The 24,835-nt window shown below is 65.3% G+C and carries 20 protein-coding genes and 1 pseudogene; 12 read left to right on the top strand and 9 right to left on the bottom strand.

What is annotated here, in order from left to right; genetic code table 11:
- Positions 1-44: 44 nt before the first annotated feature.
- The 3 genes from Q0030_RS30875 (at position 45) to Q0030_RS30885 (ending at position 7,114) form a co-directional block, all read left to right on the top strand.
- Positions 45-2,078, top strand: coding sequence for a BamA/TamA family outer membrane protein (locus Q0030_RS30875; RefSeq protein WP_298375894.1), 2,034 nt, complete (start codon positions 45-47; stop codon positions 2,076-2,078).
- On the top strand, positions 2,078-6,424 hold the full coding sequence (locus Q0030_RS30880; RefSeq protein WP_298375896.1) for a translocation/assembly module TamB domain-containing protein: 4,347 nt from the start codon (positions 2,078-2,080) through the stop codon (positions 6,422-6,424). Before Q0030_RS30875 ends, Q0030_RS30880 begins: the two co-directional genes overlap by 1 nt.
- A 333-nt stretch (positions 6,425-6,757) precedes the next feature.
- Positions 6,758-7,114, top strand: coding sequence for a hypothetical protein (locus Q0030_RS30885; protein ID WP_298375897.1), 357 nt, complete (start codon positions 6,758-6,760; stop codon positions 7,112-7,114).
- A 93-nt stretch (positions 7,115-7,207) separates the two neighbouring features.
- On the opposite strand, the pseudogene Q0030_RS30890 reads toward Q0030_RS30885, so the two are convergent.
- From Q0030_RS30890 to Q0030_RS30900, 3 genes and pseudogenes are all read right to left on the bottom strand, one after another.
- Positions 7,208-7,447, bottom strand: a pseudogene (locus tag Q0030_RS30890) (FAD-binding protein); the annotation flags it as partial.
- A 63-nt stretch (positions 7,448-7,510) separates the two neighbouring features.
- Positions 7,511-8,191 carry a hypothetical protein gene (locus tag Q0030_RS30895; protein WP_298375899.1) on the bottom strand — a complete coding sequence of 227 codons (681 nt, stop codon included), beginning with the start codon at positions 8,189-8,191 and terminating at the stop codon, positions 7,511-7,513.
- Positions 8,192-8,201: 10 nt separating this feature from the next.
- Positions 8,202-9,860, bottom strand: a complete 1,659-nt coding sequence (locus tag Q0030_RS30900) for an FAD-binding dehydrogenase (RefSeq protein ID WP_298375901.1) — start codon at positions 9,858-9,860, stop codon at positions 8,202-8,204.
- 278 nt (positions 9,861-10,138) lie between these two features.
- Here Q0030_RS30900 and Q0030_RS30905 point away from each other — a divergent pair, with 278 nt between their 5' ends.
- The 6 genes from Q0030_RS30905 to Q0030_RS30930 all read left to right on the top strand — a co-directional run bounded on the left by Q0030_RS30905 (position 10,139) and on the right by Q0030_RS30930 (position 15,481).
- Positions 10,139-10,615 carry a hypothetical protein gene (locus Q0030_RS30905; RefSeq protein ID WP_298375903.1) on the top strand — a complete coding sequence of 159 codons (477 nt, stop codon included), beginning with the start codon at positions 10,139-10,141 and terminating at the stop codon, positions 10,613-10,615.
- A gap of 100 nt (positions 10,616-10,715) precedes the next feature.
- Entirely contained in the window at positions 10,716-10,952 is a 237-nt protein-coding gene (locus Q0030_RS30910) for a hypothetical protein (protein ID WP_298375906.1), read from the top strand.
- 18 nt (positions 10,953-10,970) lie between these two features.
- Positions 10,971-11,561, top strand: a complete 591-nt coding sequence (locus Q0030_RS30915; RefSeq protein WP_298375908.1) for an SCO family protein — start codon at positions 10,971-10,973, stop codon at positions 11,559-11,561.
- A gap of 91 nt (positions 11,562-11,652) precedes the next feature.
- On the top strand, positions 11,653-12,687 hold the full coding sequence (locus Q0030_RS30920) for a transporter substrate-binding domain-containing protein (protein WP_298375911.1): 1,035 nt from the start codon (positions 11,653-11,655) through the stop codon (positions 12,685-12,687).
- A 120-nt stretch (positions 12,688-12,807) separates the two neighbouring features.
- A complete protein-coding gene (locus Q0030_RS30925) occupies positions 12,808-14,448 on the top strand; it encodes a lysine--tRNA ligase (protein WP_298375914.1) in 1,641 nt (546 codons plus the stop codon).
- Between the two features lie 247 nt (positions 14,449-14,695).
- The gene (locus tag Q0030_RS30930) at positions 14,696-15,481 is read left to right on the top strand and encodes a class II aldolase/adducin family protein (RefSeq protein WP_298375917.1); all 786 of its coding nucleotides are present in this window, start codon (positions 14,696-14,698) and stop codon (positions 15,479-15,481) included.
- A gap of 185 nt (positions 15,482-15,666) precedes the next feature.
- Here the strand turns inward: Q0030_RS30930 and Q0030_RS30935 are convergent, their stop codons facing one another.
- Positions 15,667-16,320: a helix-turn-helix transcriptional regulator gene (locus tag Q0030_RS30935; protein ID WP_298375920.1), complete on the bottom strand. Its 654-nt coding sequence runs from the start codon at positions 16,318-16,320 to the stop codon at positions 15,667-15,669.
- A 200-nt stretch (positions 16,321-16,520) separates the two neighbouring features.
- Between Q0030_RS30935 and Q0030_RS30940 the strand changes: the two genes are divergently transcribed.
- Together Q0030_RS30940 and Q0030_RS30945 are read left to right on the top strand one after the other, a co-directional pair.
- A complete protein-coding gene (locus Q0030_RS30940; RefSeq protein ID WP_298375923.1) occupies positions 16,521-16,865 on the top strand; it encodes a DUF952 domain-containing protein in 345 nt (114 codons plus the stop codon).
- Positions 16,862-17,959 carry a quinone-dependent dihydroorotate dehydrogenase gene (locus Q0030_RS30945; RefSeq protein ID WP_298375925.1) on the top strand — a complete coding sequence of 366 codons (1,098 nt, stop codon included), beginning with the start codon at positions 16,862-16,864 and terminating at the stop codon, positions 17,957-17,959. Before Q0030_RS30940 ends, Q0030_RS30945 begins: the two co-directional genes overlap by 4 nt.
- Positions 17,960-18,054: 95 nt before the next feature.
- Here the strand turns inward: Q0030_RS30945 and Q0030_RS30950 are convergent, their stop codons facing one another.
- The 5 genes from Q0030_RS30950 to Q0030_RS30970 form a co-directional block, all read right to left on the bottom strand.
- A complete protein-coding gene (locus Q0030_RS30950) occupies positions 18,055-19,380 on the bottom strand; it encodes an MATE family efflux transporter (RefSeq protein WP_298375927.1) in 1,326 nt (441 codons plus the stop codon).
- Positions 19,381-19,500: 120 nt separating this feature from the next.
- Positions 19,501-20,235 (bottom strand): MBL fold metallo-hydrolase, encoded by a 735-nt coding sequence (locus Q0030_RS30955; protein WP_298375929.1) that lies wholly within the window; start codon positions 20,233-20,235, stop codon positions 19,501-19,503.
- Positions 20,236-20,257: 22 nt separating this feature from the next.
- The gene (locus Q0030_RS30960; protein ID WP_298375932.1) at positions 20,258-20,566 is read right to left on the bottom strand and encodes a DUF6460 domain-containing protein; all 309 of its coding nucleotides are present in this window, start codon (positions 20,564-20,566) and stop codon (positions 20,258-20,260) included.
- A gap of 99 nt (positions 20,567-20,665) precedes the next feature.
- Positions 20,666-22,477: a cisplatin damage response ATP-dependent DNA ligase gene (locus Q0030_RS30965; protein ID WP_298375933.1), complete on the bottom strand. Its 1,812-nt coding sequence runs from the start codon at positions 22,475-22,477 to the stop codon at positions 20,666-20,668.
- Positions 22,474-23,532, bottom strand: a complete 1,059-nt coding sequence (locus Q0030_RS30970) for a ligase-associated DNA damage response exonuclease (protein WP_298375936.1) — start codon at positions 23,530-23,532, stop codon at positions 22,474-22,476. Before Q0030_RS30970 ends, Q0030_RS30965 begins: the two co-directional genes overlap by 4 nt.
- A 146-nt stretch (positions 23,533-23,678) precedes the next feature.
- Between Q0030_RS30970 and Q0030_RS30975 the strand changes: the two genes are divergently transcribed.
- Positions 23,679-24,605, top strand: coding sequence for a methyltransferase domain-containing protein (locus tag Q0030_RS30975; protein ID WP_298375938.1), 927 nt, complete (start codon positions 23,679-23,681; stop codon positions 24,603-24,605).
- The last annotated feature ends 230 nt before the right edge of the window (positions 24,606-24,835 follow it).

Here is a 24,835-nt window from a genome sequence, read left to right on the forward strand (position 1 = left end):
CTAAGTCAGTCGACGCGTTCGGGAGCGGAACCATCCGAGAGACAGTGGTGCCACCTTGCCGCCCCCCTGCACCGGGGCGGGCAAGCCAGGTGAATTATTCTTCCATGGGACGGAAGATTCTGCGCACGGGTTGCGCAGTCGTTGCGGCAGTCAGTTGGTTGCTGTGCGAGTCGGCTCACGCCTTCGACTTCTTCGGCCTGCTCGGTTCCGACGATCCGCCACCGGTTGGCGCCACGACGTTGTCATACCGCCTCACGATCGAAACCAAGACAACCGAAGGCAAAAATGATAGCGACGCCGAGCAAGCATTGCGCGACGCTTCCGGGACATATCGTCTCCGGCAAGAACCGCCGCCGGATGGAGAAGGTCTTGCGCGCCGACTTCAGGCCGACGTCAATCCGCTCCTGGATGCACTTTGGGGACTGGGCCATTACAACGCAGAGATCGATATCACGATAGACGGAGTTCCCGTCTCATTCGACGAGGCCGGATTGGCCCTCGCCGCGCAGCGTGCAGACAAGTTTCGCAACCGCTCGATCATTCCGATTGCGATCATCGCTCGGCTCGGCCCGACGTTCAAATTGCGGACTGTCGATGTCGATTATCCTCGCGACCAAGCGCCACAGGGACTGCCAATTCGCGCCTTTGCTCTGAAGCCAGGCGATCCGGCTGCGTCCGCCAACCTGCGCGCCGCGCAGCTGAAACTCGTCGACTGGTTCCGCAGTCATGGACATCCGTTGGCGAAAATCGCGGACGTCAAGGCAACAGTGGATCACGCGGCGGGCGCGATGGATTTCCGCCTGCGGGTCGAACCAGGCCCGAAGGCCGGTATCGGCGCCGTCACGATCTCGGGCGACGGGGCCGTCGACCCGCGGGTGGTGGCGACCCATGTTTATCTGAAGGAAGGCGAGCCCTATTCTCCCGAGCGGCTGGCGCTGACCAAGACCTCGATCGCAAAAATTCCGGCGATCGGCGGCATTCGCATTCGTGAGGCCGACAAGCTGGACGCCAACGGCAACCTGCCGGTCTTCATCGATGTGACGGATCGACCCAGGCACGCGGTGGGCCTGTCGGCAAAATATTCTACCGTCGATGGTCCCGGCATTTCGGGCTACTACGAGGACCGGAACATATTCGGCGGCGGCGAGCGTCTGCGGCTTGAAGCGTCCGCCTCCCTGTTGCAACGGATCGATGGAACGTCCTCCAGCGGGTTCAATAATCTCCACGCGTCAGATTTTGGTGCGCGATTCACCGGAACCTTCATCAAGCCGGGCTTGTTCGGCACCCCGAACGACCTCTTGATCGAAGCCACCGCCTTCCGCGAGCGCGTCGGCAACAATGTGCTAGGCGGCTATACCGACGACACGGTGCGCGGCACGCTCGGCGTGGTCCATCGTTTTTCGGAGACCGCTTCGCTGCAGGGCGGCATTCAGGTCGAGCAGTCGAGATCGCAGGACGTGCTGGGGCGGGTCGATGCGACACTCGTCGGCTTCACCGCGACCGGCCGCTACGACACTACGGACAATCCGCTCGATCCCACGCGCGGTGTGCGCCTTGCTGCGACCGTCAATGCCTATTCGAAGCTGATGGGCTCCACGATCGACCTCTTCGAGGGCCGCGTCTCAGGTTCGGCCTATTATGCGCTCGACGAGCAGGCCGACTACGTGCTGGCGGGCCGGCTGGCTGCGGGCTCGCTCGCGGGAGCGCCGCTGGCTGACATTCCGGATTCGCACCGTTTCTTCGCGGGCGGCGGCGGATCCGTGCGTGGCTACGGCTTCAACACCATCTCGCCGATGATGTTCGGTCAGATCACCGGTGGCAGCAGCCTGATCGAAGGCTCCGCTGAGGTGCGCGTCAGGATCACACCTACCATCGGCCTCGTGCCGTTCGTGGACTTCGGTTCGGTGTCCCGTTCGTCGCTGCCGGGCTTCAGCGATTATGTCGGCTACGGGGCCGGGCTTGGCCTGCGTTATCTCACGCCGGTGGGCCCGATCCGGCTCGACGTCGCGACACCGCTGAACCCGCGACCCGGCGACAGTCGCTACGCCATCTATGTCAGCATCGGGCAGGCCTTCTGATGCGCGTGCGACGGGCCTTCATTGTCGGTTCTGCCATAGCGGCGCTTGGACTCGTCTCTGTTGCTGTGCTCGGCGTCGTCTTCCACGGAATGGTAGGCGGAAGCGGCGAAAATCAGCAGGACATGCTCGCCGGCCTCGTCTCGCGAACGCTCTCGACGCCCGCGACCCAGGTTCACATCGGCGCCGTCGACGGCGTCCTCTCGTCGGATGCGACGGTGCACGATGTCAGCATCACCGACAGGGACGGAGTTTGGCTGACCCTCGACAAGGCCCGTCTCGTCTGGCGGCGCACTGCGCTGCTAATGGGGCGGCTGGAGATCGATCGGCTCGAGATCGGCACGCTCGATATCAAGCGAAAGCCGCTGCCGTCCGACCAGCCCACCGCGGAGTCCGGCCAGCCGATCCTGCCGGACCTTCCCGTGAAAGTACAGGTGAAGGCTTTCGACCTGCGTGCCCTGGTGCTGGGCCAGCCCATTCTCGGCGAGGCCCTGAGCGTCAAGGCGACCGGCAATGCCGAGCTGGGCTCACCCTCGGAGGGCCTCGTTTTCAATCTCGATGCGATCCGCACTGATTTCCCGGGCCATTTCAAGGCCGCGCTCGCCTTCGTACCGCAGGGCAACGCGTTGACCCTCGATGTCACGCTCGACGAACCCGCCCGCGGACTGATGTCCAAGATCGGTCATTTGCCGGGCGAGCCGCCCGTGACGTTCGCGCTGGGCGGCAAGGGCACGCTCGACAGCTTCCGCGGCGCGCTGAAGTTTCAGGCCGGCCCTACCATTGATGCGACCGGTGTGATCACGCTTGACCGCAACGGGGCGGGCCGCGTCCTTGCAACCCGTCTCACGAGTCATCTCGGACCGCTGCTGCCGTCAGTTGCCGCGCCCGTCTTCGCCGGCGAGACCAATCTCGACAGCACGACGCATTTCGGCGACGACGGCAGCGTCGCGCTGGACGGGCTGACGCTCACGAGCCGCCTCGCGCGGCTCGACGTGAAGGGCCTGCTTGGCGCCGACAGAGTGATGGATTTCAGGGCCTCCATCCGCGCCCTGCCCAGCAATGGCGACGTCACGGAAACGGATCAGGGGGCGATCCGCAGCCTGGTGTTCGACAGCAGGGTCAACGGACCGATCAAGGCGCCGACGCTCACGGCCAAGCTCGCAATGTCAGGCGCCCGCCTGCCGGATGGAAATCTCGACGCGCTCGACGCCTCGCTGACGGCAGTCCCGCGCGCCGAGCCCAGCGACCTCGCAACGCATATCGTGCTGGATGCAAATTTGCGGGCCTCGGGCATCGCGCCGCGCGATCCCGGTCTCGCGGCAGCAATCGGCAACAGTGCTTCGCTCGTGCTCCACGGCAGCACCGATCTCGGTGGCCACGCCACCATCGAGCGGCTGGAGATCGGCACGCCGACCGTTCAGGCCACCTATGCCGGCGACGTCAGTCCCGATCGGCTGCATGGCCGTGCGACCGGAGCCATGCCTGACCTCGGCCGCTTCAGCGATCTCGCCGGGTTGAAGCTCAAGGGCGCCGTGGCTCTCGGCCTCGATCTCGACGCCGATCGCGAGCACGGCCGCGTCGACGCCAAATTGTCCGGCACCGGCGAGGGGATCGCGACCGGGCTTGCGGCGCTGGATGGGCTCACAGGACCGCGCGTCACGCTTGCCGCCGATGTCGGCGCAGATAGCGGCAGCGACACCTATACGGTCCGCGACGTTTCGCTCGACGGCGCCCATGTCGCGGTTCGCGCCAAGGGAACGGTGACCCACGAAACGAGCGATCTGTCGGCGCGTGTCAGTCTGCCCGATCTTGCCGCGGCCGATGCTCGCCTCACCGGTGTGGCAGCCGTCGACGTCGGCCTCACCGGAGGGCTCGCGCATCCCGGCGTGTCGTTCTCGGCCTCGGTCGATCGCGCCACCGCAATGCGGCGCCCGATTCCGCATCTGGAGCTCGCCGCGACCGTCAATGACGTCAAGGGACCGTGTGTCATCGACGCCAGGCTCGATGGCTCGATCGACGGCAAGCAGGCGCGCGGGATCGTGCAAGCGAGCCGTCAATCGGGCGACACACCTGCTCCCGCTTTCGCCGGATGGGACGCCAACACGGTCGACATCGCGATCGGTTCGGTATCCTTGAAGGGGGCGGGCACGATCGACGCGCAAAGTCTCGCACGCGGGCAGATCCATTTCGCCGCCGGCTCGCTCGCCGACCTCGCACCGGTCGCCCTGATGGACCTCGTCGGTTCGGCGTCGCTCGATCTTGCCGCATCGGTCGATGACGGCCAGCAATCCGTCCGTCTCGCCGGCAAGGGCGCGGGGATCCGCGCAGCCGGTGCCGCGATCCGCAGCTTCGATCTGCGCGCCGATGCGACCGATCTCTACCGCCATCCGCTCCTCAACGCTGACGCCAAGGTCACCGGCGCCGAGATCGCCGGCCAGACTGTCTCGAGCATTGCGCTGACCGCGCGTGGGAACGCCGGCACCAGCACCCTTGGCCTGTCGGCCAAGGCGGCCGGCTTCGATCTCGATGCCGCAGGCGTGCTCACCGCCAAAGATCGCACGCGGTTCGATCTCAACCGCTTCACCGCGCGACGCGGCGCCAGGGCGATCGCGTTGCAGGGGCCAGCGAGTTTCACGCTCGACGACGGGAGCGTGCTGATCGAGCATCTGGCTCTCGGCATCGGCAAAGGTCGCTTCACGGTTGACGGCAGTGCCGGCAAGACGCTCAACGTCAAGGCGCTCGCAAGCGCGATCCCGCTCGGCGAGGCCGATGTCGTGATGCCGGGCCTGGGCCTTGCCGGGACGCTCGACGCCTCGGCGACGATTGCCGGCTCGACGAGCGCTCCGACGGGTCAGTACAAGGTCACCGTCAAGCAGCTGACCGCGCCGCAGAGCCGCAGCGCGGGCCTGCCTCCGATCGACGTCTCAGCAGATGGGCGCCTCGACGGAAGCCGCGCGAGCATCGCCACCACGATCGCCGCCGGAAAAGCCGGCACGATCTCCGCCTCGGGCACGGTACCGCTCGATGCGGCCGGACCGATCGCGCTGACCGCGAAGGGCCGTCTCGATGCCGCCGTCGCGAACGCCGCGCTATCGGCGTCCGGCCGCACCGTGTCCGGCAGCGTCGTGCTCGATGCGCGGTTAAGCGGTACACGCGCCAAGCCCCAGATCGGCGGTGCCGCCAGCTTGAGTGGCGGTACATTCCGCGACAGCCTGCTCGGCACACGCTTCGACAATATCGAGGCGAAAGTCACCGCCGACGGAGATCGTATCGTCGTGGAGCGCCTGACCGCCGCGACGCCCAACGGTGGCACATTGTCTGGTACCGGCCAGGTGCGGGTCGCCCCGGATGCAGGTTTCCCCGGCACGGTCTCGATTCGCGGACAACAGGCGACGCTGGCGGCCAGTGCGCTCGCGACCGCGCAGGCCAATCTTGCGATCGACGTCAGCGGTGCACTGGCGCGCGATCCCCGGATCAACGGCCGGATCGACCTGACCCACGTCGCCATCGATATTCCCGATCGTCTGCCGTCGACGCTGAAGCCGATCGACGGCATCAACCACGTGAATGCGTCGGGCCAGGCCGCTGCACGCCTCGCGGCGGAACGCACGGCCGAAGCCCTTAAGAGCAGCAAGGGGCGCGCGGCGCTGTTCAATGCTGCGCTCGACGTTACGGTGTCGGCACCGAACCACGTTTTCATTCACGGCCGCGGGGTGACTGCGGAACTCGGCGGCTCCGTGCAAGTGGGCGGCACGACCAACGCTCCGGTCCCGAAGGGTGCCTTCTCGCTCTATCAAGGCAAGCTCGTGGCGCTCGGAAAGACGTTGACCTTCACCAAGGGCAATCTCTCCTTCAACGGCGATCTTGCCCCCGAGCTCGACTTTGCGGCGGAGATCTCGGCCTCCGACATCACCGCGCAGGTCGGCATCTCCGGGCCCGCATCCGCGCCGGTCTTTGCCTTCACCTCGCAGCCCCAATTGCCGCAGGACGAGATTCTGTCGCGCATCCTGTTCCAGAAGGCGTCGGGCAGCCTGTCGACGTCGCAGGCCCTGCAGCTCGCGGAGGTGGCGGCACAGTTCGCAAGCGGTGGTGAGGGCACAATGGACCGTATGCGCCGCTCGCTCGGCGTCGACAGCCTTGATGTCGGCGTTGGAGCAGGCGGAAGTCCGATGGTTGGCGCGTCGCGCGCGATCGGCGACAGGTTGAGCGTCGGGGTACGGACGGGCGCTAGCGCCAGTCAGTCCGGCGTGTCCGCCAATGTGGACGTCACGCGTCATATCCGCGTGGAATCCGACATCGATGCAACCGGTGCAACGTCGGTCGGGGTCGGCACGCGCTTTGAATGGTGAGTTGAGAACACTGGCCGCGAATTGAGGCGCGTTCCTCTCCCGCCTGGGACGTGGAAGCGCCGGTTGCGGAAGCCCGCAAATGCCATATGTCCCAGCCTTGGGCGAGGGACACTGTGCAATTTCGGAATATTAGAAGAATACCCCTGAGTTGCCCGATGTGTCAAGTTACCTGGTCGAACGCCGGCCACCGCCGGCTACTTTGCATGGGGTTGTTTTCGATATTTTGGCAACGTCTCTTGCGACGGTCCCATAACTAGAAAGCGGATTTCCGGCCGGAACCATCAGCGATGAAAATGCGTTCACGCCGGGTGTTGGGGGCAATCAACACAAGGAATGCTCATGCGCATCTCTACGGCATCCGTCATCGCTGCGGCGCTCTCGCTTGGAACACCGGCTTGGGCGCAAGTGCAGGGAACGCAACCGAAGACGCCGCAGGCTCAGTCTGACGAGTCCACCGTCATCCGGAGCATACAGGTCGTGGACATCAAGGAACTGCAGCCCGAGGCCCGGTCAAAGGTCGAGGCCGTCGTCGCAAAGGCAAGCGAGGACGACCTGAAGAACCTGCGGGGTTCCATCGACGCGTCCAAGGAAGCCGTATCCGCGCTCAAGGCGAAGGGCATGAGCTCGGCGCAAGTCGTCGCCGTCAATCTCACCAACGGCGTCCTGACGCTTTTCACCAAGACGGCCTGAAGAAACTCCGAATTCAACAACAGAGACCCGCCGGTTCACGCCCGGCTGGTCTCGAACACGGCATTCTCAGCCGACCTGACGAGTGTCTACGTCCTAACCCACCGCCTTCGCCGCCGCCCGTCCCGCGTTGCGGCCCGAGAACAGGCAGCCGCCAAGGAACGTGCCCTCCAGCGAGCGATAGCCGTGCACGCCGCCACCGCCGAAGCCGGCGGCTTCGCCGGCCGCATAGAGCCCGCGGATGATCTGGTGATCCCTGCCGAACACGCGCGAATCGAGGTCGGTCTCGAAACCGCCGAGGGTCTTGCGGGTGAGGATGTTGAGTTTCACCGCAATCGGAAAAGACCGGGGTCGCGCGAGCGACAAGCGTTGCGCACCCTATGATTTGCAGAATCAATCTCATGACTTGCTGCGGTTTATCCTGAGAGCTTCGTCGACAAGCAGCGGCATCAGCCGACCGACTGCGCTCAGGACAGGCGCGGCAAATCGGTCGCGCAGCAGGTCCGAAGCGTGTCCCTCACCGAAATACAGCCCGTCCGAGACGAGAAAAGTCATGCGGGTGAGATCGCCGGTCGGCGGAGCCTTGCGTACCCTGTCCCATGGACCGTAGCGGTTCACCACGAATTGCGATGCGCTCAAAACGTCGTCCACGCCGGCTGACAGCGGGGAAGGGGTACTCTCGAAGATCGCCATCTTTCCAGTATGATTGATGTAGCGCAGGCGGTGGTCGAGATAGATCGCTAACGTGTCGATTCCTCCATGAAGCGGCATCTCGACGATTGTGCCGAGCAACCGCTTGCGCGGGACCGATGCCTTCATGGCGCGCAGACGATTGAACGCCAGGACGCGGGTACGACTTTCGACATCAAGGTCGTTGCCGATCCGATCTAGCGTCTCCCGATCGATGTTGTCTGACAGGACTGCGCCGAGATCACCCTGCTTGGACTGCTGGTTCAGCAGAGAAATATTGTCGCAGAACAGCAGATTGTAGATTTGGTTTGCCGCATCGTCCCGGTACGGTCGATAGAAGGGGCCGGGCTCGACGGCACCGCCCTTGCGTCGAAACCAGTTGCCCAACATCGCTGCGCTCCTAGCCTACCGCCTTCGCGGCCGCGCGCCCTGCGTTGCGGCCCGAGAACAGGCAGCCGCCAAGGAACGTGCCCTCCAGCGAGCGATAGCCGTGCACGCCGCCACCGCCGAAGCCGGCGGCTTCGCCGGCCGCATAGAGCCCGCGGATGATCTGGTGATCGTTGCCGAATACGCGCGAATCGAGGTCGGTCTCGAAGCCGCCGAGCGTCTTGCGGGTGAGGATGTTGAGTTTCACCGCGATCAACGGGCCGTGTTCGGGATCGAGGATGCGGTGCGGCTTGGCGGTTCGGATCAGCCTGTCGCCGATGTAGCGCCGCGCATTGTGCAGGTTCATCACCTGCGCGTCCTTGACGTAGGGGTTGGTGATCTCGCGGTCGCGCGCCTCGATCTGCGTCTTGATGGCATCGAGCTGCAAGCGGTCATTGCCGACGAGCTTGTTCATGGCGCCGACGAGGTCGGCGAGATTGTCGCGCACGATGAAGTCGGCGCCGTGCTGCTTGAAGGCCTCCACCGGCGCCGGCGCGCCCTTGTTGGTGGCGCGCTTGATGGTCATGCGCCAGCTTTTTCCCGTGAGGTCGGGGTTCTGCTCAGAGCCCGACAGCGCGAACTCCTTCTTGATGATGCTCTGGGTCAGGATGAACCACGAATAGTCGTAGCCCGTGCCCATGATGTAGTGCAGTTGCCCGAGCGTGTCGGAGCCCGGGAACAGCGGCGCCGGCAGCCGCTTGCCCGTCGCATCGAACCAGAGTGACGATGGTCCCGGCAGGATCCGGATGCCGTGACGCGGCCAGATCGGGTTCCAGTTCTGGATGCCCTCGACATAGTGCCACATGCGGTCGCGGTTGATCAGCCGCCCGCCTGCCGCCTCGGTGATGCCGATCATGCGGCCGTCGACATGTTCGGGCACGCCCGAGATCATGAACTTTGGCGGTTCGCCGAGCCGCTTCGGCCAGTTCTGCCGCACCAGATCATGATTGCCGCCGATGCCACCGGAGGCGACGATCACCGCCTGCGCGCGCAGCGAAAAATCGCCGACGACGTTGCGCGAGGAGCTCTTGCCGCGTTCGACGCCAGACGGTTCCAGGATCGCGCCGCTCACGCCATCGACCGTGCCGTTGGTGATGCTGAGCGCATCGACGCGGTGGCGGAACTTGAACATCAGCTGTCCATTCTTGGCGGCCTCGCGCGCGCGGCGCTCGAACGGCTCGACGATGCCGGGGCCGGTGCCCCAGGTGACATGGAAGCGCGGCACCGAATTGCCGTGGCCCATGGCGTCGTAGCCGCCGCGCTCGGCCCAGCCGACCACCGGGAAAATGCGGTGGCCCATCGCGCGCAGCCAGTCGCGCTTCTCGCCCGCGGCGAACGCGACATAGGCTTCGGCCCATTTGCGCGGCCAATGATCCTCTTCGCGATCGAAACCTGCGGCGCCCATCCAGTCCTGCAGCGCGAGTTCGGTGGAATCCTTGATGCCGAGCCGGCGCTGTTCCGGCGAATCGACCAGGAACAATCCGCCAAACGACCAGAAGGCCTGGCCGCCGATGCTCTGTTCCCCTTCCTGGTCGAGCACGATGACGCGCTTGCCCGCGTCGGCGATCTCGGTCGCGGCGACCAGCCCGGCAAGTCCGGCGCCGATCACGATCACATCTGCATCGTCAGCCATTTTGATTTCCCCCGTCCCGCCGCGATTCAAGACCGCGTCGTTGTGCGCGGTCAACGCCAAATGGACCTTGCCTGTGGCGGCGAGGCACCAAATGGTTACGGCAACTTGTTCCAGTTTGGGACCTTTTCCACACGCCACTGCAGCGTGCGCGCAACACCCAATTTGAATTTGTTTTGACCGGCTTCGCTCGTCTGGACAAAAATCCGCGGCCGCAACACGCTCACGATTGTCTTGCATCACAGACCAAACAGATTCGGTTTCGACTGGGGCTGGCCAAAATGAAGTTGATGACGGGGTTGCTCGCTGCGGTTCTCCTGCTGGCGGGAATGGGGGCGTCTCAAGCAGTGGTCAGGATCGCCGACGATCGCGGCGGCAAGATCGGCGTCTATGTCGACAGGTATCAGGACCTGCGCACATCGGGCGAAACCGTGATCATCGACGGGCTGTGCGCCTCGGCCTGCACCATCGTGCTCGGCAAGGTCCCGCATGACCGGATTTGTGTGACCTCACACGCCAGTCTCGGCTTCCATGCCGCCTGGGACTACGGCGATAACGGCCGCCCGGTCCCCAATCCCGAAGCCACCCATATGCTGTACCTGATGTACCCGCCGGCGGTGCGCAAATGGATCATGGACCGCGGTGGCCTGACCCGGCACATGATCTTCCTGCGCGGCAAGCAGCTGCAGGCGCTGTACAAGCCGTGTTACCTCAACGCCCAGGCCTCGGCGCCCAAGCCCGCGGAGCCGGCGCGCTGAGCTGCTGATCTCGACGAGCGTCCTCTCTCGGCATGGCCGGCAAGCCTGGCATGACGAGGTGCGCGCCGGACATCGCCTCGCTATCATTTGACGGTCTGCGATGGCCATTGCGCTTGCTGCCTGCCGGAACCCGGCTTATCTCAACCGCATGGTTCAGCCGATCTCCACCCGATCCGAGCTCGTGACGGCTCCGCAGGGCCGGGTGGCATCTGCAATCCTGTGGGGCGCGGCCGGCATCGGCGGAGTGGCCTCGCTCGCCGCCGCCGCGCTCTGGTTCCACTACGGGACCGCGGTGTTTTTCGAAATGATCACGGCCGGCATCGCCGCCTGCTTCTGACAAGGACGCCCTCGCATCATGCCCCGGACCACGCGCCCATTGGTGATCTTCGCCGCCTTCGCCGGCAGTCTGGCGGTCGGCCTGTTCCTCATGTTGTGGGCGGTCGGCGGCTTGCGCACCGTCGCCGCGCCGGCGGCGATCGGCGGCCCGTTCCAGCTCACCGACCAGTCCGGCCAGACCGTCACCGACAAGAACCTCCAGGGCAAGCCGACGCTGATCTTCTTCGGCTTCACCCATTGCCCGGACATCTGCCCGACCTCGCTGTTCGAGATCTCGGAGGTCCTGAAGGCGATGGGCAAGGACGCTGATCGCGTGAATGCCTATTTCGTCTCGGTCGACCCGGAACGCGACACCGCCACGGCGATGAAGGATTACCTTTCGAGCTTCGATCCGCACCTCAAGGGCCTGACCGGCGATCCCGCCGCGATCGCCAAGGTGCTGTCGAGCTACCGGGTCTACGCCAAGAAGGTGCCGCTGAAGGATGGCGACTACACGATGGATCACACCGCGCTGATCTATTTGATGGACCGCGACGGCCATTTCGTCGCGCCGTTCAATCTGAAACGGACGCCGGAAGAGGCGGCGATCGATCTCAAACGGTATCTCTGATCGCTTTTTCCGGTTCAGAATTAGCCCAATCGGCGCTCGCATCGGGCGCCGGATGGTCTATAAGCCGTTCAATTCCCTAAAATTGCCGGTTATGCCAGACTTGTCCGCCCAGCCCTTTGCCGTCCGCTCGCGCCAGCTTCGCCTGGCTGCGGGAATGATGGCGGCCGTCGTGCTGGCGACGGTGGGGCCTGCGGCGGCGCAGACGCCTCCGGCACCGGCGGCCAAGCCGGCGCCTGCGCCGGCCCAGCCCGCCAGGCCTGCCCCCGCACAAGCGGCACCAGCGACGCCCCCGGTAGCAACGCCTCCGGCAGCTGCCAACCCGTCGGCTCCGAACCAGTCGCCCAAGGCCGCCGAGGCCGCACCGCAGGCGGTGCCGGGCTTCTGGGACCCGCGGCGGCGGCCGGATCGGCCCGACCTGTCGCGCCTCACCGTGATCCGTTTCCTGACCGAGACCGACTATCCGCCGTTCAACTTCACCGGTCCCGACGGCAATCCGGCGGGCTTCAATGTCGACCTGGCGCGCGCGCTCTGCGACGAGATCAAGGTCACCTGCACCATCCAGATGCGCCGCTTCGAGACCCTGATCGATGCGCTGGCGACCAACCGGGGCGATGCCATCATCGCGTCGATGGCGGTGACGCCGCAGCTGCGCGCCAAGGTCGATTTCACCGATCCCTATTACCGCGCGCCGGCGCGCTTCGTGTCGCGCCGCGACAATGTGATGCCGGAAATCCGCCCGGAATATCTCGAGGGCAAGAAGGTCGGTGTCATCGCCGGCACCTCGCACGAGGCCTACCTCAAAGCGATGTTCACCGACGCCGAGATCCATTCCTATCCGGATAACGATGCGCTGCGCGCGGCGCTGCGCCGCGGCGAGGTCGACTTCATCTTTGGCGACGCGATCTCGCTCGCGTTCTGGATCAACGGCACCGATTCCGCCGAATGCTGCGCCTTCTCCGGCGGCCCCTTTGTCGAGAGCCGCTATTTCGGCGAGGGTGTCGGCATCGCGGTGCGCAAGGGCAACGATCTGCTCCGGCAGTCGCTGAACTGGGCGCTGTTCCGTATCTGGGAAAAAGGCCGCTTCACGGACCTGTGGCTGCGCTATTTCTCGATCAGCCCGTTCTGAATTCGTCATTCCGGGTTCGATGCTGCGTATCGCCTCGAAATGACGGCAAACTTCCCGTCGTTTTGCATTTTGCCGCGAAAGCGTTAGTTTTCGCGGCCTTTTTGGAGAAAGCCTGAAGAAATGTCCGTGATTGATCTTGCTGCCAGCCCGAGCGACCTGCGGGCGCTCGCCGAACAATCCAACGCCTGGCCGTTCGAGCAGGCGAAAGCGATTGTGGCGCGGCTGAAGAAAAATCCGAAGGACGAGGTGCTGTTCGAGACCGGCTACGGCCCCTCGGGCCTGCCGCATATCGGCACGTTCGGCGAAGTCGCGCGCACCACGATGGTGCGCCACGCCTTCCGTGTGCTCACCGAGGACAAGATCAAGACGCGCCTGCTCGCCTTCTCCGACGACATGGACGGCCTGCGCAAGGTGCCGGACAACGTGCCCAACAAGGAATTGCTGGCGCAGCATCTCGGCAAGCCGCTGACCAAGGTGCCCGACCCGTTCGGCACCCATCCGAGCTTCGGCCAGCACAACAATGCTCGGCTGCGCGCCTTCCTCGATCAATTCGGCTTCGACTACGAATTCGCGAGCTCGACCGAGTATTACACCTCCGGCCGGTTCGATGCCGCGCTGCTGCGCATGCTGGAGCGGATCGAGAAGGTGATGGCGATCATGCTGCCGTCGCTGCGCGAGGAGCGCGCGGCGAGCTACTCGCCGTTCCTGCCGATCTGTCCGCGTACCGGTCTCGTGCTCTACGTCCCGGTGACGGCGCACGACGCCAAGGCCGGCACGATCTCCTATGAAGATCCCGAGACCAAGGAGAGCGTCACCGTTCCCGTCACCGGCGGCCGCTGCAAGCTGCAATGGAAGCCGGACTGGGCGATGCGCTGGTACGCGCTCGGCGTCGACTATGAAATGGCCGGCAAGGATCTGATCGACTCGGTGAAGCTGTCCGCCAAGATCTGCGCGGCGCTCGGCGGCACTCCGCCGGAGGGCTTCAACTACGAGCTGTTCCTCGACGAGAAGGGCCAGAAGATCTCGAAGTCGAAGGGCAATGGCCTGACGATCGACGAATGGCTGCGCTACGCCTCGCCGGAATCGCTGTCGCTGTTCATGTATCGCGAGCCCAAGGCGGCGAAGCGGCTGTATTTCGACGTCATCCCGCGCAATGTCGACGACTACCAACAGTTCCTCGACGGCTTCACGCGGCAGGAGGGGCGGCAGCAGCTGCAGAATCCGGTCTGGCACATTCATTCCGGCAAGCCGCCGCAGGCCGACATGCCCGTCACCTTCCAGCTCTTGCTGACGCTGGTGTCGTCGTCGAACGCGGAGAATGCCGAGACGTTGTGGGGCTTCATCGGCCGCTATCGTCCGGGCGTGACGCCGCAGACCCATCCGAAGCTCGATGCGATGGTCGGCTATGCCATCAACTATTATCGCGACTTCGTGGCGCCGACCAAGCAGTTCCGCGAGCCCACTGAAGCTGAGCGCGCCGCGCTGCAGGACCTGCGCGATGCGCTTGCCAACATGCCGGCGGATGCGACCGCGGAAGACATCCAGAACGTGGTCTACGAGATCGGCCGCCGCGAGCCGTTCCTCGACATGGTCAAGAAGGGCAAGGACGGCCGTCCCGGCGTCTCGCTCGACTGGTTCAACATGCTCTACCAGGTGCTGCTCGGCCAGGAAAAGGGCCCGCGCTTCGGCTCCTTCGTCGCGGTCTATGGCGTGCAGAACGCGGTCAACATGATCGACGGCGCGCTGGCGCGCTCGTCGTAGTTTGAGGGACGTGTAGCCCGGATGGAGCGCAGCGAAATCCGGGAAGCGTTCCCAGCGGCCCCAGGTGCCCCGGATTGCGCTGCGCTCCATCCGGGCTACGGCACCACGGCTGCGGCGTAGCGCCGCAAAATGCGGATGGCTGATCCTCGGCAATATCAGCCGAGGCTGGCGCCGGATTGCGCTACACTTCGTCCCATAAAATCAGCACGGCCTCCATAGAGAGGCCGGCACAGATGGGAGCATGCGCATGCAGTTCAGGGTTTCGCCGACATCGCTGCAGGACAGTTCGAGCGCCGAGGAATGGCAGGCGCGGGTCGATCTCGCGGCCGCGCATCGGCTCGCCTACATCCACGGCTTTTCGGAAGGCATCTTCAACCATCTCACCTTGGTGGTGCCCGGCCGCACCGATCGCTACTACCAGATCCCGTTCGGCATGCACTGGTCGGAAGTCACCGCGTCGTCCTTCATGGAAGTCGGCATCGACGATGCCGAGGTGAAGCGCGGCGAAGGTGAGGTCGAGCGCTCCTGCTATTGCATCCATGCGCCGATCCACAAAGCGCTGCCGCAGGCCAAGGCGGTCTTCCACACCCATATGCCGTATGCGAGCGCGCTGACGCGGCTCGAGGATCCGCGCATCAAGGAGATCGGGCAGACCGAGGTCGGATTGTCGGAAGCGGTCGCCTATGACGATCTCTACACCGGCCCTGCGCTGGATCCCGAGGAAGGTGCGCGGCTCGCCAGGGTGATCGGCAACAAGACCATCCTGTTCATGGCCAACCATGGCATCTCGACCGTCGGCGAGACCGTCGCCGATGCCTATGACCGGCTCTATTACATCGAGCGCGCCGCGCAGGTGCAGATCTATGCGATGTGGACCCAGCAGCCGCTCAAGCAATTGCCGCAGCATGTGGTGGAGAAGACCAAGCGCGATTTCCGCGACGATCACCTTTACAACGGCCCATCTCCTTCGCAGCGGCATTTCGATGCGCTGAAGCGGATGCTGGACCGCAAGGAGCCGGATTACGCGACGTAAGCGCAGGCAGCGAGGCGCGGCCGCAATCTCCGCTGTCGTCCCTGCGAAAGCAGGGACCCATTACCACAGGGTCGTGTTGTCGAAGCGAGCTGTGGCCCCCACTCGCTACAATTCAAACGGCGGTGGTTATGGGTCCCGGCCTTCGCCGGGACGACACTGATTTTGTGGTGACTTAATCACCCCAATCACTGGCTCGCCCACACCACGCGCGCGATCCACGTGACCTCCTCGGCATCGAGCATGCGGTCGGGATGTTCCGGATTGAGCGATGCGAGTTCCAGCACCTTGCCGGTGCGCCGCTTCAGTTCCTTCACCATCACCTCGCCGCCGGTCGTGCGCACCACGACGCGGTCGCCGCGACGGATCGCGGTCGCGGGTGACACCACGATGATGTCACCTTCGCGATAGGCCGGCTTCATCGAGTCGCCCTCGATCTCCAGCGCATAGGCGTGCTCGTCGGTGGTCGCCGGCAGCGCCACTTCATCCCAGCCCTTGCCGGCGGGAAAACCAGAGTCGTCGAAATAGCCGCCGGCACCGGCCTGCGCGAAGCCGATCAACGGCACCGACTGGCCGCCGCGCGGACCATCGCCGAGCAACTGCACGAAGGTCTCCATGCTGGCATTGCTCGCCGCCAGCGCCTTGGAGAGCGATTCGGTCGACGGCCAACGCTCGCGCCCGTCGCCGGTCACGCGCTTGGACTTGTTGAAGGTGGTGGGGTCGAGACCGGACTGCTTGGCAAGGCCGGACGGCGACAGGCCGGCGCGTTCGGCGAGCCGGTCGAGCGCGGCCCAGACCTGCGCGTGGGTCAGCGGTCGGGCGGCTTTGGGCTGTTTGGCCATCGAGGATACCCCGGATGGTAGGAATTATTACCTGAAACCTGGCGTTTCCGCAAATCTGCCGTCGGATGTGTCCCCCCACCGCTTGAGTTGCGTCGCTGCCGCCGATACGGTCCCTCGCGCGCCAAATGGCGTCTGGGGCATCTCCCCTCAAATCCGGATAAAACCCCAAGAGACTCAAGGACAAAAGGGAAGGCCGGGCCGTGCCCATGATCTACAAAATCACTCCCGCTTCGGCCTGGCGCGAGGCCGAGCGGCAGGGCGTCTACCGGGGCAGTGCGGACGACAATCGCGACGGCTTCATCCATTTTTCGACCGCCGCCCAGGTGGCCGAGACCGCGCGCAAGCACTACCACGGGCAAACCGGCCTGTTCCTGGTCGTGGTCGATGCCGATGCGCTCGGCGACGCCTTGCGCTGGGAACGCTCGCGCAATGACGAGCTGTTCCCGCATCTCTATGGCGAGCTCGACCTCGGTGCGGTCACCGAAATCCTCAGCCTGCGCGCGCGCTCCGACGGCGGCCACGATGTTCCGGAGCTCAAGCCGTGATCCGCGCCTTCGACGCCGTCTCGCTCCCGCTGCTGCGTTGGTTCGATCCCGAAGATGCCCATCGCATGGCGATCCAGGGCTTGAAGCTGCTGCCGCCGATCCGGCAGCGGCCGGATGATCCGAAGCTCGCGGTGCGTGCCTTCGGGCTGAACTTTCCGAACCCGATCGGCATGGCGGCGGGTTTCGACAAGAGCGCCGAGGTGCCCGATGCGCTGCTGCGGCTTGGTTTTGGCTTTGTCGAGATCGGCTCGGTGACGCCGAAGCCGCAGGCCGGCAACCCGCGCCCGCGGCTGTTTCGCCTGGAGCGTGACGAGGCCGTCATCAACCGCATGGGCTTCAACAATGACGGCGCGGAAGCCGTGCTGCGGCGGCTCGCCGCGCGCGCCAGCGGCGGCGGCATCATCGGGGTCAATGTCGGGGCCAACAAGGATTCGACCGACCGCGTTGCCGACTATGTGAAGCTGATCGAGACGTTCGCCCCGGTCGCGAGCTATTTCACCGTCAACGTCTCCTCGCCGAATACGCCGGGCCTGCGCAATCTGCAGCAATCGGCAGCGCTCGACGATCTGCTGGCGCGGGTGATCGATACCCGCGAGCGCGTGCGCAAGAACGCCGGCGATTCGCCGGTGCTGCTGAAGATCGCGCCGGATCTCAGCCTCGCCGAACTCGACGACGTCGTGCACATCGCGCGCTCGCGGCGCGTCGACGGCATGATCGTCGCCAACACCACGCTGGCGCGCCCCTCGACCTTGCGCGAGGAGAACCGGGCCAGGGAGCAGGGCGGTCTGTCGGGCCGTCCGCTGTACCGGCTGTCGACGCGGATGGTCGCCGAAACCTATGTCCGCGTCGAAGGTGCATTTCCGTTGATCGGCGTCGGCGGCATCGATAGCGGCGGCGCCGCGCTGACCAAGATCCGCGCCGGGGCCAGCCTGATCCAGCTCTATTCCTCGCTGGTCTACAAGGGCATCGGCCTGGTCGACGACATCAAGCGCGATCTGTCCTCAACCCTGCTGCGCACGGGGCGCGACTCGCTGTCGGAAATCGTCGGCGCCGATGCCGCGACCATCACGGCCGAGGATTGGCCGGTGAGGTAATTGCCCGTAGCCCGGATGGAGCGAAGCGCAATCCGGGGCAGTGTTACCGCGGATGGGGTCCCCGGATTTCGCTTCGCTCCATCCGGGCTACAGAGCTACGCAGTCTTGAACGACTTCCTCAGCAGCGCCGGATAGCGCAGGCCCTGCAGGCCGCCGCGCGCGACGTAGAAGCCGAGCAGCGCGATCCACAGGCCGGTGTTGCCGAATCCGCTGAGCGCCCACCAGCTGGCGAGGAAGATCGCGAGCGAGGCCAGCATCAAATTGCGCATCTCGCGTGCCCAGGTCGCCCCGACATAGATGCCGTCGAAGCCGAAGGCGAACACGCCGGGCAGAGGTGCCAGGATCACGAACACCAGGAACGCGCGCGCATAGCGGCGCACGTCCTCGCTCGTCGTCATCAGGTTGATCAGCACCGGTCCGAACAGCGCAAACAGCGCTGAGACGACCAGCGCGAAGCCGACACCCCACAGCAGCACCAGCCGGGTCGCATCGGCAAAGCCGCGTGCGTCGCGCGCGCCGAAGGCGCGGCCGCAGAGCTGCTGGGCGGCGTTGGCGAGGCCGTCGAGGAAGAAGGCGCTCACCAGCAGAAAATTGTTCAGTACCGAATTCGCCGCCAGCGTGACGTCGCCTTCGCGCGCGCCCTTGGCGGTGAAGAACAGGAACACGACGATCAACGCCGCGGTGCGGACCATGATGTCGCGGTTGACGGCCAGCATGCGCATCAGCTTGGCGCGGTCGAACAGCGTGGCCGCAGGAACCGCAAAGCCGCCTCGCGAGATCCGCCATGCCACGACGATGCCGACAACGAAACCGGCCGTCTCGGCGAGCACGGCGGCGATCGCGGCGCCTGCAATGCCGGTGCCGTAGACCTGCACCAGCAGCACGGTCGCCGCCATGTTGATCAGATTGATCACGATCTGCAGGACCAGCGCTAGATTGGCGCGCGCCTGGCCGACCAGCCAGCCCAGGATGACATAATTGGCGAGCGCCAGCGGCGCCGACCAGATCCGGATCATGAAATAGCTCTTGGCCGCGCGCGTGACGCCTTCGCTGCCGCCCATCAGCTGGAATGTGATTGCGGCGAGCGGCACCTGCAGCGCGATCAGCGCAGCGCCGATCAGGCCGGCGACGATGAAGCCGCGCACCAGGATCGCGGCATATTCCTGCGGCTCGCCCGCGCCCTGCGCCTGCGCGGTGAATGCCAGCGTGCTCATGCGCAGAAAGGCGAACAGCCAGAACAGGCAGTCGAAGATCACCGAGGCCATCGCCACCCCGCCGAGCAGCGCGGCATCGTCGAGGCGGCCGATCGCGGTGGTCGAGACGATGCCGATCAGCGGCGTGGTCAGGTTGGCGACCATCGCGGGACCGGCGATGGCGAACACCTGGCGGGTCGTGATCTTCGGGTGAATGGGTGCGTGCATGGCTACAGTTGCAAGGAATATGCGCTTCTATCGCGACATCCGTCGCGCGACCATGCCGGAATTGTACTCAGAGCAATGCGGTGGCGGAGGGGCGGGTTGACCTGCAAGGCAATCGCACGGTCAAAACGCCACGATCATGCCGTCGCTGGCTGCCGTGTAGGGCAGGTTGTCGACGCGGTCGAGCATGTCGTCGCTCATATGGGTCAGCAAAACGCGCCTGGCGTTGATGGCGGGCAAATGCGCTTCCAGCGTTTTCAGGCTGAGATGGTTCCTGACCATCTTGTCGTAGGTATAGGCCTCAGTGATGAAGAGGTCGGCGCCCTGCGCGGCCGGGATCAGCGCATCGGTCCACTCGGTGTCGGCGCTGTAGCTGACGACGCGGCCTTCTGCCTCGATGCGATAGGCGAGAAATGGCCCGCCGGATTCGCCATGCACGACAGGATAGGGCGTCACCGTCACCTCGCCGAAGCTGCGCCGCGCCTGCGGTGCGAGCGTGACGACGGCGAGATCGAAGCGTTGCTTGGTCTGGGAGGAATGCTCGAACATCACCTCCATCACCTCAGGCAGCTTCGTTTCGATGCCTTCGGGACCTGCGATCACGAGCGGCCGGATGCGGCGGGAGAATTGCGCATCGAGCAGGAAGAACGGCAGGCCGGCGAAATGATCGCCGTGGAAATGGGTGATCAGGATCAGGTCGATCGCGTCGCGGTCGATCTCGAGCCGCTTCAGCGCCGGCAGCGAGGACGCGCCGCAATCGATCAGGAAGTTGACGCGCGCGCCGCTGACATGGAAGCAGGTGTTGAAGCGGCCCCCGGAGCCGAATGCATCGCCGCAGCCGACAAATCGCAATTGCATCGGCTCGGAGCTTTCCTTTGGATCAGCGGCCGCGCGGCGCGCCGAACAGCCGCGACAACAGCCAGATCGGGATCACGATCACGGCGCCGAGCAGGAAGTAGCGCCACGCCCAGTTGATCGCGTCGAAGCCGAAATCCCAGATGGTCTGGAACAGCCTGCGGACGCTGTTGAGGATGTTCCACGGATCGAGGCCGATCGCGGCGAGCACGACGCCGACCAGGATCGAGAGCAGGATCAGCCGGAACGCCACCGAGAGCGGCGATCCGCCGAGAAAGCGGTACAGGCCATCGCTCTGGCTGCCGGCCGGCAAGTCCCGGATGTTGTCTGGCATCTTGGTCTCCTGGCGGAATCGCCCGCGCATTATAGGTCACGGCGCAGCACATGGGAAACCCGTGAGCAGCGATCAATGGCTGCCATGCGGCTTGCGGGTTTAACTTCCTGTCATGGAGATTAACATCCGTTCAAGTGTCTCCAGCCGGTCGGCCTCGCGCGGCGGCTTGTCCCAGCGCAGGCGGCTGATCCGGGGAAAGCGCATCGCGACGCCGGATTTGTGACGCGGCGAGCGCTGCAAGCCCTCGAAGGCGACTTCCAGCACCAGCCCCTGATCCGGCTCGTGCACGACATGTCGGACGGGACCGAACTTCTCGGTGGTGTTGCGGCGGACGAAGCGATCGATCTGCAGCAGTTCCTCGTCGGTGAAGCCGAAATAGGCCTTGCCGACCGGCACCAGCTCATCACCGGCATCGCCACGGGTCCAGACCCCGAACGTGTAGTCGGAGTAATAGGACGAGCGCTTGCCGTGGCCGCGCTGCGCATACATCAGCACGGCGTCGATGATGTGCGGATCGCGCTTCCACTTCCACCACGGGCCCTTCGGTCGCCCGGGCAGATAGGGCGCGTCGCGCCGCTTCAGCATCACGCCTTCGACCGCGTCGGCATCGTCGCCGGCGCCCGCGCTTTTCGGATCGGCGCGCGCCGCGGCCAGCTCTTCCCAGTTCGCGAACGGGACCGTCGGCGACAGATCGATGCGCGGATCGTTCAGCCTGGCGACGAAGGCTTCGAGATGCGCGCGGCGTTCGGTGAACGGCAGCTCGCGCAGATCGTTCGCGTCGTCGCCGAGCAGGTCGTAGGCGCGTAAGTGGATCGGAAATTCCTTGATCAGCTTCGGCGAAACGACTTTGCGGTTCAGCCGCTGCTGCAGCACGTTGAAGGTCTGCACGCGACCCTCGCGCAGCACCAGCAATTCGCCGTCGATCGCGCCGGGCAGATGCAGCGACGGCACGAGGTCGGGGAAGCTACCGGTGATATCCTCGCCGGTGCGTGAATAGAGCCGCGCCTGGATATGGCCGCGCGTATCGCGGCCGGCAACAGCCTGCACGCGGATGCCATCCCACTTCCATTCCGCGCTGAAATCGGCGGCGTCGAGATTGGCGAAATCGCTATCCTCGATCGCATGCGCCAGCATCACCGGGCGGAACGGCGTTGGATCGCTGTTGATCGGCTTGTCGCCGCGGCCTTCGAGCCAGGCGAACAATTCGAGATAAGGCGGCGACAGCCCGGGCCACATCAGCTCGACCTCGTGCGGGTCCTTGTCGCCGAGCGCCGCCACCGCGGTCTTCGCCAGCCGCGCCGAGATCCCGATCCGCATCGCCCCGGTGACGAGTTTCAGCAGCGCCCAGCGCCCGGTCTCGTCAAGCTCGTCGAGCCAGCGCGCCAGCTGCGCCGGCAGCTCGGCCTTGCCGAGCGTGCGCAGCGTGGTGACGACATCGGTGAGCGTGGGAGGCGGCGGGTTGTTGTGGCGGGTACTGGGCGGCGGGCCTTCTTCATCACCTCTCCCGCTTGCGCGGGAGGTCGGATCGTTCGGCTGCGCGTCAGCGCTGTCGGGCGATCCGGGTGGGGGCTCTTTCCGCTTGTCGACCGTGTGGAGAGACCCCCACCCCGACCCTCCCCCGCAAGCGGGAGAGGGAGAAGATTTCGGCCACATCAGCGCGACGGTCTCGGAGAGATCGCCGACGTAATCATAGGAGTAGCCGAACAGCACCGGGTCGGTGCGTTCGGTGATCAGGTCGCGGATCAAGCCCGGCTTGGCGTGCTTGAAGGACAGCGCGCCGGTGAGCGCCGCCAGTGCGTAGCCGCGGTCGGGATCCTCGGTCTCGCGGAAATAGGCGACCAGCAGCTTGATCTTGTTGTTGCGACCGGGCTCGTAGGCGAGGCGGTCGAGCAACTCGGCAAAGCGGTTCATGCTTTTGCCTCGCCGCCGGGCTCGGCCTCGCCCGTGATCGCTGCCGTCTCGCCCTCGTCCTCGTCGCCATAGCCGACCAGATCAAGCGGCCGTGCGGCAAGGCCCTTGCTCTTGCACCAATGCACCAGCGCATCTTCCTGCCCATGGGTGACCCAGATCTCGCCCGCACCGGTGGCGGCGATCGTCGCCGTCAGGCCATCCCAGTCGGCATGATCCGAGATCACCAGCGGCAGCTCGATGCCGCCCTGCCGCGCCCGGGCGCGGACGCGCATCCAGCCCGATGCAAAAGCCGTGACCGGATCGGGAAAGCGCCGCGTCCAGACGTCGGAGGTCGCGCTCGGCGGTGCCAGCGTGATGGTGCCGGCGAGCTCGGCCTTCTTCATGCCGCGCGCGGGCCGGAGCTCGCCGAGCGGAATGCCGCGCTCCTGATAATAGTAGGTGATCTTCTCCATCGCGCCGTGCAGATAGATCGGCGCGTCGTAGCCGGCCTCGCGCAGCAGCGCGATCACGCGCTGCGCCTTGCCTAGCGAATAAGCGCCGACCAGATGCGCCCGCTCGGGAAACAATTTCACGGATGCCAGCAACTTGTTCACCTCACCGGCGGCATCGCCATGGCGGAACACCGGCAGGCCAAAGGTCGCCTCTGATATGAAGACGTCGCATGGCACGAGCTCGAATGGCGCGCAGGTCGGATCGCGCGCCTCCTTGTAGTCGCCGGAGGCGACGATGCGGGTGTCCTTGCAGGTAACCGATATTTGGGAGGAGCCCAGGACATGTCCGGCGGGATGAAACGCCACCGTGACGTCGCCGAGCCTGATCTCTTCGCCGTAGGCGACCGCCTGCGTCGATCCGGCGAAGTTCTCGCCGTAGCGCAGCCGCATCATGTCGAGCGTTTCCCGGGTCGCAAGCACCGCGCCATGGCCCGCCCGCGCATGATCGGAATGGCCATGCGTGATCAGTGCCCGCTCGACCGGCCTGACAGGATCGATGTGGAAGCCGCCGGGCTTGCAGCAAAGCCCGGCCGGGACGGGCATCAGGATGTCTTGCGGGCGCATCGGTCCTATATAGGCGCTCGATCCGCGATGTTTAGCCGTCATGCGTGGGCTTGACCCGCGCATCCATCTCCGGAAAAAGTCCGTGCTTTAATGGATGGCCGGACTTGGCCAGGATCCTTAAGACAAGATCGGTTCCTTAGAAGAAAATGGCCCCCCGCCTGTTTCTGTCCTCCGGCGACCTCGTTGCCGACCGCCGCTACGAGTTCGCGCGCGACCTGCAATTGAAGGGCGATCTGCCGGCTGCTGCCGAGCTGCTCGAACAGGCGATCGAGCTCGTGCCGAAATTCCCGTCGGCCTGGTACACGCTGGGCAAGGTCCGCCTCGAGCTCGGCCAGCGCGAGGCGGCTATCGCAGCCTTCCGCGCCGCGCGCGACGCCGATCCGGAGGACCGCCATGGTGCCGGCTTGCACCTGATGCAGCTCGGCGTCGAGGCCGTCAGCGCGATGCCGCCAGGCTATGTGCAGACATTGTTCGATCAATATGCGCCGCGCTTCGAGGCGGCGCTGGTCGGCGATCTCGGCTATCGCGGCCCGGCGCTGCTGTTCAAGGCCGTGCTGTCGGTGCGCGCGTCCGCAAAGAAGCCGGCGTTCTTCAAGCGCGCGATCGATCTCGGCTGCGGCACAGGCCTTGCGGCCGCTGCATTCGCGCAGCACGTCGATCGATTCATCGGTATCGACCTGTCGCCGCGCATGATCGACAAGTCGCGCGCCACCGGGCTCTATGCCGAGCTCGAGGTCGACGACATGCTGAAGGGCATTTCGGGCAAGCCGGACGCCAGCGCCGAATTGATCCTCGCTGCGGACGCGATGGTCTATGTCGCCGATCTCGCGCCGGTGCTCGCCGAGGCCGCGCGCGTGCTGGTCGGAGGCGGCGTGCTCGCTTTCACCACGGAGACCCATGACGGCGAGGGCGTCATCCTCGGCGAGGGGCTGCGCTACGCCCATAGCGCGCCTTACGTGCGCGCTTCCGTCGCCGCCGCAGGGCTGACGCTGGCGCTGCTCGACGATCTCTCGGCGCGCAATGAGGACAACATCCCGGCGCCCGGCCTCGTCGCCGTCGCCGTCAAGCCGTAACGCACCCTCTCCCCTTGTGGGAGAGGGTGGCTTCGATGCTTTGCATCGAAGCCGGGTGAGGGGTTTCTCTCCGCGGATGCATACCCCTCATCCGTCGCGGACTGCGTCCGCGCCACCTTCTCCCACAAGGGGAGAAGGGAAGAGAGAGCCGAGCTCGCTCTCAAACTTGAGTCTACACGCTACGCATTTGCCGTGACGCGGCATTGCGCCGCAAAGCGGTGACTTCGCGC

The organism is uncultured Bradyrhizobium sp., assembly GCF_947648125.1.
Classification (GTDB): Bacteria; Pseudomonadota; Alphaproteobacteria; order Rhizobiales; family Xanthobacteraceae; genus Bradyrhizobium.

Excerpts from the sequence above, each read along its gene's own strand:
- Q0030_RS30920 (WP_298375911.1), top strand. The coding sequence starts at position 11,653 with ATGCCAGACTTGTCCGCCCAGCCCTTTGCCGTCCGCTCGCGCCAGCTT.
- Q0030_RS30895 (WP_298375899.1), bottom strand. The coding sequence starts at position 8,191 with ATGTTGGGCAACTGGTTTCGACGCAAGGGCGGTGCCGTCGAGCCCGGC.
- Q0030_RS30885 (WP_298375897.1), top strand. The coding sequence starts at position 6,758 with ATGCTCATGCGCATCTCTACGGCATCCGTCATCGCTGCGGCGCTCTCG.
- Q0030_RS30925 (WP_298375914.1), top strand. The coding sequence starts at position 12,808 with ATGTCCGTGATTGATCTTGCTGCCAGCCCGAGCGACCTGCGGGCGCTC.
- Q0030_RS30935 (WP_298375920.1), bottom strand. The coding sequence starts at position 16,320 with ATGGCCAAACAGCCCAAAGCCGCCCGACCGCTGACCCACGCGCAGGTC.
- Q0030_RS30880 (WP_298375896.1), top strand. The coding sequence starts at position 2,078 with ATGCGCGTGCGACGGGCCTTCATTGTCGGTTCTGCCATAGCGGCGCTT.
- Q0030_RS30960 (WP_298375932.1), bottom strand. The coding sequence starts at position 20,566 with ATGCCAGACAACATCCGGGACTTGCCGGCCGGCAGCCAGAGCGATGGC.
- Q0030_RS30915 (WP_298375908.1), top strand. The coding sequence starts at position 10,971 with ATGCCCCGGACCACGCGCCCATTGGTGATCTTCGCCGCCTTCGCCGGC.
- Q0030_RS30930 (WP_298375917.1), top strand. The coding sequence starts at position 14,696 with ATGCAGTTCAGGGTTTCGCCGACATCGCTGCAGGACAGTTCGAGCGCC.
- Q0030_RS30975 (WP_298375938.1), top strand. The coding sequence starts at position 23,679 with ATGGCCCCCCGCCTGTTTCTGTCCTCCGGCGACCTCGTTGCCGACCGC.
- Q0030_RS30970 (WP_298375936.1), bottom strand. The coding sequence starts at position 23,532 with ATGCGCCCGCAAGACATCCTGATGCCCGTCCCGGCCGGGCTTTGCTGC.
- Q0030_RS30900 (WP_298375901.1), bottom strand. The coding sequence starts at position 9,860 with ATGGCTGACGATGCAGATGTGATCGTGATCGGCGCCGGACTTGCCGGG.
- Q0030_RS30955 (WP_298375929.1), bottom strand. The coding sequence starts at position 20,235 with ATGCAATTGCGATTTGTCGGCTGCGGCGATGCATTCGGCTCCGGGGGC.
- Q0030_RS30905 (WP_298375903.1), top strand. The coding sequence starts at position 10,139 with ATGAAGTTGATGACGGGGTTGCTCGCTGCGGTTCTCCTGCTGGCGGGA.
- Q0030_RS30910 (WP_298375906.1), top strand. The coding sequence starts at position 10,716 with ATGGCCATTGCGCTTGCTGCCTGCCGGAACCCGGCTTATCTCAACCGC.
- Q0030_RS30950 (WP_298375927.1), bottom strand. The coding sequence starts at position 19,380 with ATGCACGCACCCATTCACCCGAAGATCACGACCCGCCAGGTGTTCGCC.
- Q0030_RS30965 (WP_298375933.1), bottom strand. The coding sequence starts at position 22,477 with ATGAACCGCTTTGCCGAGTTGCTCGACCGCCTCGCCTACGAGCCCGGT.